Annotated in this window: 20 protein-coding genes; 19 read left to right on the top strand and 1 reads right to left on the bottom strand. The window is 54.6% G+C overall.

The window, feature by feature from the left end; all coding sequences use genetic code 11:
- Positions 1 to 11: 11 nt before the first annotated feature.
- Genes rplX through rpsN form a run of 3 tightly spaced genes read left to right on the top strand, consistent with a single transcriptional unit; the run spans position 12 to position 1165 of the window.
- The gene (gene rplX / locus ACTO3O_RS03810) at positions 12 to 335 is read left to right on the top strand and encodes a 50S ribosomal protein L24 (RefSeq protein WP_294592624.1); all 324 of its coding nucleotides are present in this window, start codon (positions 12 to 14) and stop codon (positions 333 to 335) included.
- A complete protein-coding gene (rplE, locus tag ACTO3O_RS03805; protein WP_294592622.1) occupies positions 335 to 892 on the top strand; it encodes a 50S ribosomal protein L5 in 558 nt (185 codons plus the stop codon). The genes rplX and rplE overlap by 1 nt, the downstream gene beginning before the upstream one ends.
- A gap of 3 nt (positions 893 to 895) precedes the next feature.
- Complete coding sequence (gene rpsN / locus ACTO3O_RS03800) at positions 896 to 1165, top strand: 30S ribosomal protein S14 (RefSeq protein WP_294592620.1); 270 nt, start codon at positions 896 to 898, stop codon at positions 1163 to 1165.
- A 1036-nt stretch (positions 1166 to 2201) separates the two neighbouring features.
- Here the strand turns inward: rpsN and ACTO3O_RS03795 are convergent.
- Positions 2202 to 2366 (bottom strand): hypothetical protein, encoded by a 165-nt coding sequence (locus tag ACTO3O_RS03795; RefSeq protein WP_297830021.1) that lies wholly within the window; start codon positions 2364 to 2366, stop codon positions 2202 to 2204.
- A 545-nt stretch (positions 2367 to 2911) separates the two neighbouring features.
- On the opposite strand from ACTO3O_RS03795, the gene rpsH reads away from it, so the two are divergent.
- The 16 genes from rpsH to eno all read left to right on the top strand — a co-directional run bounded on the left by rpsH (position 2912) and on the right by eno (position 12897).
- Positions 2912 to 3310, top strand: coding sequence for a 30S ribosomal protein S8 (gene rpsH / locus ACTO3O_RS03790; protein WP_294591872.1), 399 nt, complete (start codon positions 2912 to 2914; stop codon positions 3308 to 3310).
- A gap of 28 nt (positions 3311 to 3338) precedes the next feature.
- Positions 3339 to 3896, top strand: coding sequence for a 50S ribosomal protein L6 (gene rplF, locus ACTO3O_RS03785; RefSeq protein WP_294591870.1), 558 nt, complete (start codon positions 3339 to 3341; stop codon positions 3894 to 3896).
- A 13-nt stretch (positions 3897 to 3909) separates the two neighbouring features.
- Complete coding sequence (gene rplR / locus ACTO3O_RS03780; RefSeq protein WP_294591867.1) at positions 3910 to 4272, top strand: 50S ribosomal protein L18; 363 nt, start codon at positions 3910 to 3912, stop codon at positions 4270 to 4272.
- Between the two features lie 24 nt (positions 4273 to 4296).
- Positions 4297 to 4815 carry a 30S ribosomal protein S5 gene (gene rpsE, locus ACTO3O_RS03775; RefSeq protein ID WP_294591865.1) on the top strand — a complete coding sequence of 173 codons (519 nt, stop codon included), beginning with the start codon at positions 4297 to 4299 and terminating at the stop codon, positions 4813 to 4815.
- 80 nt (positions 4816 to 4895) lie between these two features.
- Positions 4896 to 5078: a 50S ribosomal protein L30 gene (rpmD, locus tag ACTO3O_RS03770; protein WP_294591863.1), complete on the top strand. Its 183-nt coding sequence runs from the start codon at positions 4896 to 4898 to the stop codon at positions 5076 to 5078.
- A gap of 35 nt (positions 5079 to 5113) precedes the next feature.
- Positions 5114 to 5560 (top strand): 50S ribosomal protein L15, encoded by a 447-nt coding sequence (gene rplO / locus ACTO3O_RS03765; protein WP_294591861.1) that lies wholly within the window; start codon positions 5114 to 5116, stop codon positions 5558 to 5560.
- A 35-nt stretch (positions 5561 to 5595) separates the two neighbouring features.
- A complete protein-coding gene (gene secY, locus ACTO3O_RS03760; protein ID WP_294591858.1) occupies positions 5596 to 6924 on the top strand; it encodes a preprotein translocase subunit SecY in 1329 nt (442 codons plus the stop codon).
- 119 nt (positions 6925 to 7043) lie between these two features.
- Positions 7044 to 7829 carry a type I methionyl aminopeptidase gene (map, locus tag ACTO3O_RS03755; protein ID WP_294591856.1) on the top strand — a complete coding sequence of 262 codons (786 nt, stop codon included), beginning with the start codon at positions 7044 to 7046 and terminating at the stop codon, positions 7827 to 7829.
- Positions 7830 to 7870: 41 nt separating this feature from the next.
- Positions 7871 to 8089 (top strand): translation initiation factor IF-1, encoded by a 219-nt coding sequence (infA, locus tag ACTO3O_RS03750; RefSeq protein WP_294591854.1) that lies wholly within the window; start codon positions 7871 to 7873, stop codon positions 8087 to 8089.
- A gap of 57 nt (positions 8090 to 8146) precedes the next feature.
- Positions 8147 to 8263, top strand: coding sequence for a type B 50S ribosomal protein L36 (ykgO, locus tag ACTO3O_RS03745; RefSeq protein WP_027290520.1), 117 nt, complete (start codon positions 8147 to 8149; stop codon positions 8261 to 8263).
- Between the two features lie 109 nt (positions 8264 to 8372).
- Positions 8373 to 8753, top strand: a complete 381-nt coding sequence (gene rpsM / locus ACTO3O_RS03740; RefSeq protein ID WP_294591850.1) for a 30S ribosomal protein S13 — start codon at positions 8373 to 8375, stop codon at positions 8751 to 8753.
- 39 nt (positions 8754 to 8792) lie between these two features.
- Positions 8793 to 9179 carry a 30S ribosomal protein S11 gene (rpsK, locus tag ACTO3O_RS03735; protein WP_294591848.1) on the top strand — a complete coding sequence of 129 codons (387 nt, stop codon included), beginning with the start codon at positions 8793 to 8795 and terminating at the stop codon, positions 9177 to 9179.
- 119 nt (positions 9180 to 9298) lie between these two features.
- Positions 9299 to 9907, top strand: a complete 609-nt coding sequence (gene rpsD / locus ACTO3O_RS03730; RefSeq protein WP_294591846.1) for a 30S ribosomal protein S4 — start codon at positions 9299 to 9301, stop codon at positions 9905 to 9907.
- Between the two features lie 26 nt (positions 9908 to 9933).
- Positions 9934 to 10926 (top strand): DNA-directed RNA polymerase subunit alpha, encoded by a 993-nt coding sequence (locus ACTO3O_RS03725; protein WP_297830025.1) that lies wholly within the window; start codon positions 9934 to 9936, stop codon positions 10924 to 10926.
- A gap of 8 nt (positions 10927 to 10934) precedes the next feature.
- The gene (gene rplQ / locus ACTO3O_RS03720) at positions 10935 to 11465 is read left to right on the top strand and encodes a 50S ribosomal protein L17 (RefSeq protein ID WP_297830028.1); all 531 of its coding nucleotides are present in this window, start codon (positions 10935 to 10937) and stop codon (positions 11463 to 11465) included.
- A 124-nt stretch (positions 11466 to 11589) separates the two neighbouring features.
- Entirely contained in the window at positions 11590 to 12897 is a 1308-nt protein-coding gene (gene eno, locus ACTO3O_RS03715; protein ID WP_297626609.1) for a phosphopyruvate hydratase, read from the top strand.
- The last annotated feature ends 32 nt before the right edge of the window (positions 12898 to 12929 follow it).

The following is a 12929-nucleotide window of genomic DNA, read 5'->3' as shown; positions in this document are numbered from 1 at the left end:
AACAAACCGAAATGTCAACTAAACTGCATATTAAAAAAGGGGACACGGTGTACGTCAATGCTGGCGACAACAAAGGGCAGCAGGGTAAAGTGCTCGAAGTGCTCGTCGAAAAGCAGCGCGCCATCGTCGAAGGGGTCAATCTGGTGAGCAAACACACCAAACCCAACGCCGCAAATCCTCAGGGCGGGATCGTGAAACGGGAAGCCCCGATTCACATCAGCAACCTGCAACCGCTCGATCCGAAGTCGGGAAAACCGACCCGTGTAGGACGCAAGAAGAACGATAAAGGCAAACTGGTCCGCGTGGCCGTCAAATCAGGCGAGGAGATCAAATAATGGCATACGTACCTTCACTCAAAACCAAATACAAAGAGGAGATCGCTCCCGCTTTGATGAAAGAGTTCGGCTACAAAAGCATCATGCAGGTGCCGAAGCTCGAAAAAATCGTCATCAACCAGGGGATCGGAGCTGCCGTTGCTGATAAGAAACTCGTTGAAGTAGCTCAGAACGAGCTCTCTACGATTGCCGGACAGCACGCCGTACAGACCCGGTCCAAGAAAGACATCTCGAACTTCAAACTCCGTAAGCAGATGCCCATCGGGGTGCGCGTTACCTTGCGTCGGGAACGGATGTACGAATTCTTGGAACGGTTGATCGCAGTCTCTTTGCCGCGTATCCGTGACTTCAAAGGGATCAACGACAAATTCGACGGCCAGGGGAACTACACCTTGGGGGTGCAGGAACATATCATCTTCCCGGAAATCGACATCGACAAGATTACCAAAATCTTCGGCGTCGAAATCACCTTCGTGACTACCGCGGATAATGATACCGAAGCTTATGCACTGCTCAAGCAGTTCGGTCTTCCTTTTAAAAACGCAAAAAAGAACTAAGCCATGGCAAAAGAATCGATGAAAGCCCGCGAAGTGAAACGGGCCAAGCTCGTGGCACGATATGCCGCTAAGCGCGCCGCACTGAAAGAGGCGGGAGATTATGCGGGGTTGGCTAAATTGCCGAAAAACTCCAACCCGATCCGGCTGCACAACCGTTGTCAGCTCACGGGGCGACCGAAAGGGTACATGCGGCAGTTCGGGATCAGCAGAATCCAGTTCCGTGAGATGGCTTCCGCAGGTTTGCTGCCGGGGGTGAAGAAAGCGAGCTGGTAGATTTTCGATGTTGTTTTGGTGCAACGTCGAAATGACTTGATAGTTCATCGGGGCTTCGGAAATTCCGGAGCCCCGATGCTTATTTTAGGGGGGATTGTGACATTCAATTTAGGGCCGAGGCTGCCCATTCCGAGTGCCGGAAGGCACCGCCCGCCCGGCGTAAGGGCAGTACCCTCCTGTCTGTAAGACGCGCGCCGTCGCCTAAGGAGGGAAATCGTCAAAATGCGCTGGCGCGTTTTGACAAGATTTCCCAAGGCGCGCGGAAACGTGGCGGAGCGCAAGCGGAGCCGCAGTGAGGCAGATACGGGGCAGAGAACTGGGGCGAGCTTTGGGCCGTGCTGTTCTTCGGGCGGGAAAACCGGCTACGGTTTTCCCGCCGCGCTGGGCCGAGAGTGGGGCTTGGATTGGGGCGGTACAGGTGGTTGAGCCTTGAGCTGTGCTTATGCGACCTTTAGGTCGCCGTCCTCGAGCGCAGCGACGCATCAGCGGCGCGAGGGGCGCGCGCCGAGGACGAACCTCATAGCAAAGAGGCCGTGCTCTTGCGACCCTTTGGGTCGCGCGGACCGAAGCCTTCGGTCGCGGAGGCCCACTCCCGGAGCGCGCAGCCCGAAACCAACAGAATGGGGCGGAGAATTGGGCCCTGCTTCTGCGACCCTTCAGGGTCGCGCAGTCCGCCGCCACCCCATGCGGCGGACTGCAACTCGTCGGGGCTCGTTGCATTCACCGCTGGCGGCGAATTTAGGCTAAGAACGAAATAGCGCGCCAAGGACGAATAGACTATGCTTTTGTGGCCCTTTGGGTCGCGCGGGCCGGGCGCCCGCCCCATTTTGCGAAGTAAGGAGGTAATGAATTAGGGATTGAGGGTCGAAGCCTGCGGGGCCTAAAACGAGCATGGCGAGTTGCAGGCCTACGCCGGGGGTGGCTTCGGCTCGCGCGGTTCTTCGAACCGCAAGAATACGAAAAACAAGAATATGAAAAAGGGGCAAGCCCGGGTTCTAAGTCCCCAATCGGTTTTGTCGAAAGCTCTCCTGCCCGTTTATTCCGAGAGGCAACGCAACTGAAGACCGTAAGCACGGTAGTGCACGCTGTTGGAGTCGAGACCCTGCGTGTTGAAACCCAAGTCCAGATCACGGTAGCAGTCGCCCGAATTGACAGACGAGGACGACCAGCTGTATCCATCGTAGCCGACGTTGTGCAGCACCCCCAATTCTCCATAGCCCGAGTCGCGGAAGCCCGGGGCGTGCCGCGCGGTTCAGCGACCCGCAAAATCTGAATAGGAAAGCGTGCTCAAGCCCGGGTTCTAAGTCCCCAATTGTTTCGTCAAAAGCTCTCCTGCCCCGTTTATTCTGAGAGGCAACGCAACTGAAAACTGTAGGCACGACGATACGCATTGCAGGCATTGAGGCTCGTCACGCCGAAACTCAAGAACACCCCGTTAGCCCCGCTGGCCGTGAGCGACCAGCTGTAGCCATAGTTGCCGTCGCCACCCGATTCGCCCGAGGCGTAGTTGCGGAAGCCCGGAGCACCCGGCCCTACTCGAAACCCGTGCCGATTTCAAAACAACCCTCTCCGCATCGAAGAATCCCTCTTTCATCGAAATCGGAAAGAAAACCCTTCTAATAATTTGATTATAAAGGAATAGTTTGTAACTTTGCCACTCTTTACGGCCAGTCGTATCGTCTGCATTTGCAGGCGCGATGACTGCAATGTATTGATAAACAAAGAAAAACAACTCATTTTTTAACCATGACAGATCCGATAGCAGATCTTCTGACTCGTATCAGAAACGCGGTGAAAGCCAACCACAAAGTGGTTGAAGCTCCCGGCTCGAAAATCAAGCAAGAGATCGTACGCATCCTCCATGAACAGGGCTACATCCTCGCTTACAAATTCGGAAAAAACGAAAAAGGCTTCTCTACCATTAAGATAGCCTTGAAGTACCATCCCGAAACCAAAACTCCGGCGATCAAAGCTTTGACGCGCGTGAGCCGGCCGGGATTGCGGCAGTACTCCAACGCGGCCGAGATGCCGCGGGTGATGAACGGCCTCGGAATCGCCATCGTCTCTACCTCTAAAGGGGTGATGACCGACAAACAGGCGCGGCGGGACAATGTGGGCGGCGAAGTGCTGTGCTACGTATATTAATCAACACTCACAATCAAGACAATACGCAATGTCAAGAATCGGAAAATTACCTGTAAACCTGCCTAAAGGCGTTACCGTTACCGTGGGCGCCGATAATGTGGTCAGCGTGAAAGGCCCTCTCGGACAACTTTCTCAGAAAGTCGATCCGGACATCACCGTGAAGGTCGAGGGAGAAGAAATCCATGTGACCCGGCCGACCGATCAGCCGCGGCACCGGTCGATGCACGGGCTTTATCGTGCGCTGATCGCCAATATGGTGCACGGCGTTTCGACCGGATATGAAACCAAACAGGAGCTCATCGGCGTCGGTTTCAAAGCCGAAGTCAAGGGACAGATCCTGGAGTTGAGCTTGGGGTATTCGCACGATATTCATATCATGCTCCCGGCGGAAGTGAAAGCCGAAGCTTTTGCGGAAAAGAAAGGGAACCCTATTCTGACCCTCAAGAGCGCGGACAAACAATTGCTCGGACAAGTGGCAGCCAAGATCCGCTCGCTGCGCAAGCCGGAACCGTATAAGGGTAAAGGTATCAAGTTCGTGGGCGAACAACTGCGGCGTAAGGCAGGTAAGTCGGCTAATTCCAAATAACAGCTAAGAAACAATGGCACTCACTAAAATAGCAAGACGCGCACGCATCAAGATGCGCATTCGCAAAATCGTGAACGGAACGGCCGAAGCTCCGCGCCTGACGGTTTTTCGCAGTAACAAGCAAATCTACGCTCAGGTGATCGATGACCGGGCCGGAAAGACCTTGGCATCCGCTTCGTCGCTGGATAAAGAGGTGGTTGCGGCGGCTAAAGGACTGAAAAAGACCGAAGTAGCAGCCCTCGTGGGGAAAGCGGTGGCTGCGAAAGCAATTGCTGCCGGAATCTCCGGAGTCGCTTTCGACCGCAACGGATACCTCTATCATGGGCGTGTGAAACAACTCGCTGAAGCGGCACGCGAAGGCGGGCTGAAATTCTAACACATTCCATAACAACCGATTATTATGTCAGCAAACAACATAAAAAAAGTACGCACCAGCGACATCGAACTCAAAGATCGGCTGGTAAGTATTCAGCGCGTGACGAAAGTGACCAAAGGGGGACGTACCTTCACTTTTTCCGCTATCGTCGTCGTGGGGAATGAAAACGGTATCGTGGGCTACGGCTTGGGGAAAGCTTCCGAAGTCACCGCAGCGATCGCCAAAGGGGTGGAAGACGCCAAGAAAAACCTCATCAAAGTACCGATCCTCAAAGGGACCATTCCGCACGAACAGGTGGCTAAATTCAGCGGCTCCAGAGTGTTGCTGCGTCCGGCATCTCCCGGTACCGGGGTGATTGCAGGGGGGGCTATGCGTGCCGTGCTGGAAAGCGTCGGCGTGAAGAACGTGCTCGCTAAGAGCAAAGGCTCTTCGAACCCGCACAACCTCGTTAAGGCGACGGTTACCGCGCTGGCCGAACTGCGCGATGCAGTGACCATTGCCGAAACCCGCGGGATTTCACTCACCAAAGTATTCAACGGGTAGTTCTCGCATCGAGCGGTTTCGGCGGCTCATGCCGTCGTCCCAGAGATACCCTACACAACCAACAGTAACTATACAGCGAAATGGCCATAGTTAAAATCACCCAGACCAAAAGCCGCATCGGTGCAACCAAAATGCAACGGGCCAATTTGGACGCGCTCGGGCTCCGCAAGATTCGCCAGAGCGTTGAACACAACAAATGTCCTCACATCTTGGGCATGATCGAGAAGGTAAAACATCTCGTTGCCGTTGAAGACGTTAAATAACCGATTTTCTTAACTCCAGAGAGACACTTAAGATTATGAACCTCAGTAATATCAAACCCGCCAAAGGCTCCACGCACAGCGAAAAACGCATCGGACGCGGACAAGGGTCGGGATACGGCGGAACTTCTACCCGTGGGCATAAAGGCGCCCAGTCGCGGTCGGGGTACAAGAGTAAACGCGGTTTCCAGGGCGGTCAGATGCCGCTGCAACGCCGGTTGCCGAAATTCGGGTTTACCAACATCAACAAAGTCGTTTTCAAGACGGTTAACCTCGGCGCTATCGAAGCCTTGGTGGCTAAGACGGGGGCGACTGCGATCGGGCAGGCTGAACTCGTTGCGGCGGGTCTTGTATCGAAGAACGATGTGGTGAAAATTCTCGGTACCGGGACTTTGACCAAAAAGGTGGACGTTACGGCCAACGCCTTCTCGAAAACCGCTCAGGCGGCCATCGAAGGACAGGGAGGGACGGTAACTAAACTGTAAACGATTCGTTTTCCATTGCCTACCTTTTTCGGCTCATGAAAAAATTAATAGACACCATTCGGAACATCTTCAAAATCGAGGAGCTGCGGAATCGCATCCTCTACACTTTGGGGCTGCTTCTGATTTATCGGCTGGGGAGTTTCGTCGTGCTGCCGGGGATCAACCCGGAAGCACTCTCCGGATCGGGACTCCAGAAACAGACCGCTGACGGGATTTTGGGGCTGCTCGATATCTTCTCCGGGGGGGCGTTCTCCAATGCGTCGATCTTTGCATTGGGGATTATGCCTTATATCTCCGCTTCGATCGTGATCCAGCTTCTTGGGATTGCGATTCCGTACTTCCAGAAATTGCAGAAGGAAGGCGAGAGCGGACGGCGGAAGATCAATCAGTGGACCAGATACCTCACGATCGGGATTCTCCTGATTCAGGCGCCGGCCTACTTGGCCAACTTGAATTACCAACTGCTGCCTTCCGCATTCGTGCTGGGGGCCGGATCGTTCCTCTTTACGTTCAGTGCGACGATGGTCTTGATTGCCGGGACGATGTTTGTGATGTGGCTCGGCGAGAAGATCACCGACAAGGGGATCGGGAACGGGGTATCCTTGATCATTATGATCGGGATTATCGCCAGACTCCCGCATGCGTTCCTTGCTGAGATGAACGCCCGGTTTACGACGGCAGGCGGGGGATTCGTCATGCTGATCGTGGAATTGGTGCTGCTGTTCCTCGTGTTTGCGGGGACGATTGCCTTGGTGCAGGCCGTTCGGAAGATTCCTGTGCAGTATGCCAAGCGGATCGTCGGGAATAAACAGTACGGCGGCGTTCGGCAATACATCCCGCTCAAGATTAATGCTGCCGGGGTGATGCCGATCATCTTCGCACAGGCGATCATGATGCTGCCGCTGATCTTCACCAAATTCGAAGCTACGCAAGGTTTGGGGGCTGTTTTCGGTAATATTTACGGTTTTTGGTATAACCTCGTGTTCGGCCTCTTGGTGATGGCCTTCACCTACTTCTATACCGCCATTACCGTCAATACCAACCAGATGGCCGACGACATGAAGCGAAACGGCGGTTTCATTCCGGGTATCAAACCGGGGAAACAGACGGCCAGCTATTTGGACACCATTATGACCCGGATCACCTTGCCGGGGTCGATCTGCCTCGCGATCGTGGCGATTCTGCCGGTCTTCGCGCGGATGATCGGCGTCGACGGACAGTTCGCCTTATTCTACGGCGGGACTTCCCTGTTGATCCTCGTTGGGGTGGTGTTGGATACCTTGCAGCAGATTGAATCCCACCTGCTCTTGAGACACTACGACGGTCTGATGAAGAGCGGGCGGATGAAAGGACGCTTGAACTAACATCTCGGGGATGGGGGCGGACGGTCATCTATGATTGTTCGCACCCTTGATCCGAACTGAATCGTTCGAGCGACCCGTAGAACCGGATTTCGAGAAAAAGGTTCTTCTATTATATATAAATGATATACCTGAAAACCAAAGAGGAGATCGAACTGCTGCGCCAAAGCAACCAGCTCGTCAGCCGCACCTTAGCCCTCGTGGGGCGTAACATCCGTCCGGGAGTTACCACCCGGGAGCTGGATGCTTTAGCTGAGGAGTATATTCGTTCGCAGGGCGCAGTGCCGAACTTCAAAGGTTACGGAGGCTTTCCCGCCACACTCTGTATGTCGGTGAACGAACAGATCGTGCACGGGATTCCGTCGGGTTATGCTTTGCAGGAGGGTGACATCTTGTCGGTAGACTGCGGCGCATTTATGAACGGTTTTCATGGCGACTCCGCCTACACATTCGCTGTAGGAGGTATGGACAGCTTGGCGCCTCGTGTGCGCGAGCTGCTGGACGTCACCAAGGAAGCCCTTTATAGAGGTGTTGCGCAGGCGCATGTCGGAAATCGCATCGGCGATATTTCCCACGCCGTACAGGAATATGCACAAGGACATGGAATGACCGTCGTACGCGAAATGGTCGGACATGGACTCGGACGCCACCTGCACGAGGAGCCGCAGGTTCCCAACTACGGGAAACGCGGCAGCGGGCCTCGGCTGAAGGCCGGCATGGTGCTCTGCATCGAGCCCATGATCAACCTCGGAACCCGGAACGTCATCTTTGAACGGGACGGTTGGACTGTCAGAACCGCCGACCGGAAGCCCTCTGCGCACTTCGAATTCGCCGTGGCGATTACCGAGCAGGGGCCGGATGTCCTCACCACTTTCGAGTATATCGAAAAAGGGCTGCCGATCGATTGAGACCGGCGGTTCGCTAAGCAATGCTTTAACCAATCAACCGAATGGCCAAACAAGCAGCGATTGAAAAGGACGGTACCATTATCGAAGCCCTGTCCAACGCCATGTTCCGCGTGGAGCTGGACAACGGTCACATAATCACCGCCCACATCTCCGGAAAGATGAGGATGCACTACATCAAGATTCTCCCCGGGGATAAAGTAAAGGTCGAAATGTCCCCCTACGATTTGTCGAAAGGACGCATTTCGTTCCGCTACAAGTAATTTTGCAGGCCGACCCTCTCCAGGGCCGGAACCACTGAAAGAAAACAACACAACACGATGAAAGTCAGAGCATCCATCAAAAAACGCAGCGAAGACTGCAAAATCGTACGCCGCAAAGGGCGCGTGTACGTCATTTGCAAGAAAAACCCCAAACTCAAGATGCGTCAGGGGTGATTGGCTACTCCTTTGGGGCATCCCTCTATTATTATATAGTTTGATGCCACGGGGAGAGCAAGTCGAAACTGAGTTTTAAACCATTCCAAGAAAAAGACAAAACACACATATGGCACGTATTGTCGGAGTCGATTTACCGAAAAATAAACGAGGCGTAATCGGTCTCACCTACATCTACGGCATCGGGAGAAGTACCGCCGCCATTATTCTGGAGAAGGCCGGTATCGACCAGGATACCAAAGTGAAAGACTGGACCGACGAACAGGTCGGCGCCATCCGTAACGTGATTGCCAGCGAAGGGCTGCGCGTCGAAGGGGAACTGCGTTCCACGATCCAGCTCAATATCAAACGCCTGATGGACATCGGTTGCTACCGTGGGATTCGGCATCGTCTGGGGCTCCCCGTGCGCGGGCAGAGCACCAAAAACAATGCCCGGACCCGGAAAGGACGCAAGAAAACCGTTGCCAACAAGAAAAAGGCAACCAAGTAGTTAATCGGTTATCCTAACTCCAATTAGGCAGAGAAAATTATGGCAAAGAAAACATCAGTCAAAAAGAAAGTCGTGAAGGTAGATGCCCTCGGTCAGGCACACATCCACTCGACATTCAATAACGTCATCATCACCCTCACCAACGGCGAAGGACAGGTCATCAGCTGGAGCTCCGCCGGGAAGATGGGCTTCCGGGGATCGAAGAAAAACACCCCGTATGCAGCGCAGACCGCAGCGCAGGATTGCGCCAAAGTCGCTTATGACCTCGGGCTGCGCAAAGTGAAAGTGTATGTCAAAGGGCCCGGTTCGGGACGCGAATCCGCTATCCGGACCATCAACGGCGCCGGGATCGAAGTGATCGAAATCGTCGACGTTACCCCGCTGCCCCATAACGGTTGCCGTCCGCCGGCACGTCGTCGTGTCTGATCTTCGGTCGCTTTCGCAGACCTGTGCTTCACAGCGATGCCCATAAAGCACCGGAAGATCGCATAAAGCGGATCATTTTACCCTACCTTTCAACAAAGACAAAAAAGTAAAAACACAAAATGGCACGTTATACAGGACCAAGAACCAAAATCGCCCGTAAATTCGGCGAACCTATTTTCGGCTCCGACTCTTCGTTCGAGAAGAAAAACTATCCCCCGGGACAGCACGGCCTTAACCGGCGGCGGAAGAAAGTTTCCGAATACGGCGTACAGCTTAAGGAAAAACAGAAGGTAAAAGCACTCTACGGAATGCTCGAAAAGCAGTTCCGCCGTACTTTCGAAGCTGCGGAACGGGCTGGCGGTGTCACCGGCGAAGTGTTGCTCCAACTCCTCGAATCGAGACTGGATAATGTCGTGTACCGGATGGGGATTGCACCCACGCGCGCGGCAGCGCGGCAGTTGGTGTCGCACCGGCATATCACTGTGGACGGCAATGTGGTGAACATCCCGTCATACCAGCTGAAACCGGGGCAGATCGTTGCCGTTCGGGAAAAGTCCAAAGCCTTGGAAGTGATCCAGAACGCGTTGGGCTCCAACCAGCGCAGCCGCTTCTCGTGGCTCGAATGGGACGCCGCGTCGATGTCCGGGAAATTCATGCAGAAACCCGAACGCGCCGAAATTCCCGAAAATATCAACGAACAGTTGATCGTCGAACTCTACTCTAAATAGTAATTAATCGAGGAGTACACACAACTATGGCTATATTAGCATTCCAGAAGCCCGACAAGGTGATCATGCTCGACTCCACGGCCTCGTTCGGACGGTTCGAATTCCGTCCCCTGGAGCCGGGATACGGCATCACCGTGGGCAATGCACTCCGTCGAATACTCCTGTCGTCGCTCGAAGGTTACGCCTTTACCACCGTACGGATACCCGGCGTAGACCATGAGTTCGCTTCCATCCCCGGAGTGATGGAAGAGATGATAGAAATCATTCTCAACCTCAAGCAGGTACGCCTCGTGCGGACCGTCGAGAACATTGAATCCGAAAAGGTGGTGGTGAACGTGGCCGGAGTGACTGAACTGACGGCCGGTTACCTCTCCAACTTCATGACCGGATTCAAAGTGCTCAATTCGGACTTGCTGATTTGCCGCCTCGAACCCGACGTGAAGTTCCAGATCGAACTCACCATCGGCAAAGGCCGCGGGTATGTGCCGGCCGAAGAAAACCGGCCGGCCGATGCACCGTTCGGACTCCTGCCGATCGACTCGATCCACACGCCGATCAAGAACGTGAAGTACGCGGTCGAAAACTACCGCGTCGAACAGAAGACCGACTACGAAAAACTCACCATCGAGATTACCACCGACGGATCCATTCATCCCAAGGAGGCGCTCAAGGAGGCAGCCAAGATTCTGATCTTCCACTTCATGCTCTTTTCCGACGAAAAGATCACCCTCGAAACCGAAGAAAAGGCGACCACCGAAGAGTTTGACGAGGATATCCTCCATATGCGGCAACTGTTGAAGACCAAGCTGACGGAGCAGGATCTGTCGGTGCGGGCCTTGAACTGCCTCAAAGCGGCAGAGGTGGAGACGCTGGGCGAACTCGTGCGGTTCCAGCGCAGCGACCTCTTGAAATTCAGAAATTTCGGGAAGAAATCCTTGTCCGAACTCGACGAACTGCTCGCCAACCTGAACCTCCACTTCGGGATGGACGTCGCTAAGTACAAACTTGACAAAGACTAAACACAACCATGAGACATAACAAAACCGTAAACCACCTCGGGCGGCAGGCTTCGCACCGCAAAGCCTTGATGGCGAATATGGCCGTGTCGTTGATCCTCCACAAACGAATCAGCACCACCCTCGCTAAGGCTAAAGCCCTCAGGACTTACGTGGAACCGATCATTACCAAATCGAAAGACGACTCGACCCATTCGCGGCGTATGGTCTTCGCTTACCTGAAAAACAAGGAAGCCGTGACCGAACTCTTCCGCGAAGTCGCTCCGAAGATTGCGGAACGGCCGGGCGGATACTGCCGTATCCTGAAGACCGGATTCCGGCAGGGGGACGGGGCCGAAACCTGCTTCATCGAACTCGTAGACTTCGATACCGAATACACCCAGAACGGCGGCGCAGCTAAGAAAGGCGCTGCGAAGGGACGGACTCGGCGGGCCGGTGGGGCTAAGAAAACCGCGACTGCGACGGAGAATGCGACTCCGGCAGCGGAAACGCCGGTTGCGGAAGCTGCTGCGGTGGAAGCGGTGGCTGCCGAAGTCGAATAATTTGCATAGTCAGAAACAAAGTATTATTTTTGAGGGGTGTTTACCGATATGCGGTAGACACCCCTCGATTCTTTTCGGAATCGGGCTGAACGAAGCTCAAATACCTAATAATCAACAATAAGAAATGGGACAAATCATCAGTGTACATGCCCGCGAAATTCTCGACTCGCGCGGTAACCCGACCATCGAAGTGGAAGTACTCACCGCCAGCGGCGCTTTCGGGCGTGCAGCTGTGCCGAGCGGCGCATCGACCGGCGAAAACGAAGCCCTCGAACTGCGCGACGGCGACAAAGGACGCTACCTCGGGAAAGGGGTGCTCAAAGCGGTGCAGAACGTCAATGACGTGATTGCCAAAGAAATCGTCGGCATGATGGTGACCGATCAGGTGGGGATCGACAAAACCATGATCGCACTGGACGGTACGCCGACCAAATCGAACTTGGGGGCGAATGCTATCCTGGGCGTATCGCTGGCGTGTGCCAAGGCTGCGGCGAATTATGTCGGGGTGCCGTTGTATCGCTACATCGGCGGTTCGAATGCCAAAACCCTGCCCGTGCCGATGATGAACATCATCAACGGCGGTTCGCACTCCGATGCACCGATCGCCTTCCAGGAATTCATGATCCGTCCGGTGGGCGCCGCTTCGTTCCGCGAAGGGTTGCGCATGGGGGCTGAGGTTTTCCATGCCTTGAAAAAGGTGTTGCATGACCGCGGCCTTTCGACCGCAGTGGGCGACGAAGGCGGGTTCGCACCGACCTTGAAAGGTACCGAAGATGCCATCGAATCGATCATCGAAGCGATTAAGAAAGCCGGTTACAAACCGGGGCGGAAGTGCGAAGGGGGTGATGTGTCGATCGGTATGGACTGCGCATCGTCGGAATTCTATAAGAACGGCGTTTACGACTACACCATCTTCGAAGGGGATAAAGGGGCTAAACTGACCTCTGACCAGCAGGTGGAATACCTGAAAGGGTTGGTGACCAAGTACCCGATCGACTCGATCGAAGACGGTATGAGCGAAAACGACTGGGAAGGGTGGCAGAAACTGACCGCAGCGATCGGCGACAAGTGCCAGCTGGTCGGCGACGACCTGTTCGTGACCAACGTCGAGTTCTTGAAGAAAGGGATCGAAATGGGTTGCGGGAACTCCATCCTGATCAAAGTGAACCAGATCGGCTCGCTGACCGAGACCTTGGATGCCATCGAAATGGCGCATCGCGCGGGTTATACCAGCGTGACCTCGCACCGTTCGGGCGAAACCGAGGATGCGACCATTGCGGATATTGCTGTGGCGACCAACTCGGGTCAGATCAAGACCGGTTCGATGAGCCGTTCCGACCGGATGGCCAAATACAACCAGCTCCTCCGCATCGAAGAGGAACTCGGGGACGAGGCTATCTACGGATATACCAAGATCTACCGCCAGAAATAGTTCGTCCGGCTTCTTTTTTGAAGCGGATCAGG

This window comes from Rikenella sp. (assembly GCF_056799795.1).
This window is presented reverse-complemented; position numbering and strand designations above follow the sequence as displayed.

Bases quoted from the DNA above. Each gene is read 5' to 3' on its own strand.
- rplX (WP_294592624.1), top strand. From the start codon at position 12: ATGTCAACTAAACTGCATATTAAAAAAGGGGACACGGTGTACGTCAAT.
- rplE (WP_294592622.1), top strand. From the start codon at position 335: ATGGCATACGTACCTTCACTCAAAACCAAATACAAAGAGGAGATCGCT.
- rpsN (WP_294592620.1), top strand. From the start codon at position 896: ATGGCAAAAGAATCGATGAAAGCCCGCGAAGTGAAACGGGCCAAGCTC.
- rpsH (WP_294591872.1), top strand. From the start codon at position 2,912: ATGACAGATCCGATAGCAGATCTTCTGACTCGTATCAGAAACGCGGTG.
- rplF (WP_294591870.1), top strand. From the start codon at position 3,339: ATGTCAAGAATCGGAAAATTACCTGTAAACCTGCCTAAAGGCGTTACC.
- rplR (WP_294591867.1), top strand. From the start codon at position 3,910: ATGGCACTCACTAAAATAGCAAGACGCGCACGCATCAAGATGCGCATT.
- rpsE (WP_294591865.1), top strand. From the start codon at position 4,297: ATGTCAGCAAACAACATAAAAAAAGTACGCACCAGCGACATCGAACTC.
- rpmD (WP_294591863.1), top strand. From the start codon at position 4,896: ATGGCCATAGTTAAAATCACCCAGACCAAAAGCCGCATCGGTGCAACC.
- rplO (WP_294591861.1), top strand. From the start codon at position 5,114: ATGAACCTCAGTAATATCAAACCCGCCAAAGGCTCCACGCACAGCGAA.
- secY (WP_294591858.1), top strand. From the start codon at position 5,596: ATGAAAAAATTAATAGACACCATTCGGAACATCTTCAAAATCGAGGAG.
- map (WP_294591856.1), top strand. From the start codon at position 7,044: ATGATATACCTGAAAACCAAAGAGGAGATCGAACTGCTGCGCCAAAGC.
- infA (WP_294591854.1), top strand. From the start codon at position 7,871: ATGGCCAAACAAGCAGCGATTGAAAAGGACGGTACCATTATCGAAGCC.
- ykgO (WP_027290520.1), top strand. From the start codon at position 8,147: ATGAAAGTCAGAGCATCCATCAAAAAACGCAGCGAAGACTGCAAAATC.
- rpsM (WP_294591850.1), top strand. From the start codon at position 8,373: ATGGCACGTATTGTCGGAGTCGATTTACCGAAAAATAAACGAGGCGTA.
- rpsK (WP_294591848.1), top strand. From the start codon at position 8,793: ATGGCAAAGAAAACATCAGTCAAAAAGAAAGTCGTGAAGGTAGATGCC.
- rpsD (WP_294591846.1), top strand. From the start codon at position 9,299: ATGGCACGTTATACAGGACCAAGAACCAAAATCGCCCGTAAATTCGGC.
- ACTO3O_RS03725 (WP_297830025.1), top strand. From the start codon at position 9,934: ATGGCTATATTAGCATTCCAGAAGCCCGACAAGGTGATCATGCTCGAC.
- rplQ (WP_297830028.1), top strand. From the start codon at position 10,935: ATGAGACATAACAAAACCGTAAACCACCTCGGGCGGCAGGCTTCGCAC.
- eno (WP_297626609.1), top strand. From the start codon at position 11,590: ATGGGACAAATCATCAGTGTACATGCCCGCGAAATTCTCGACTCGCGC.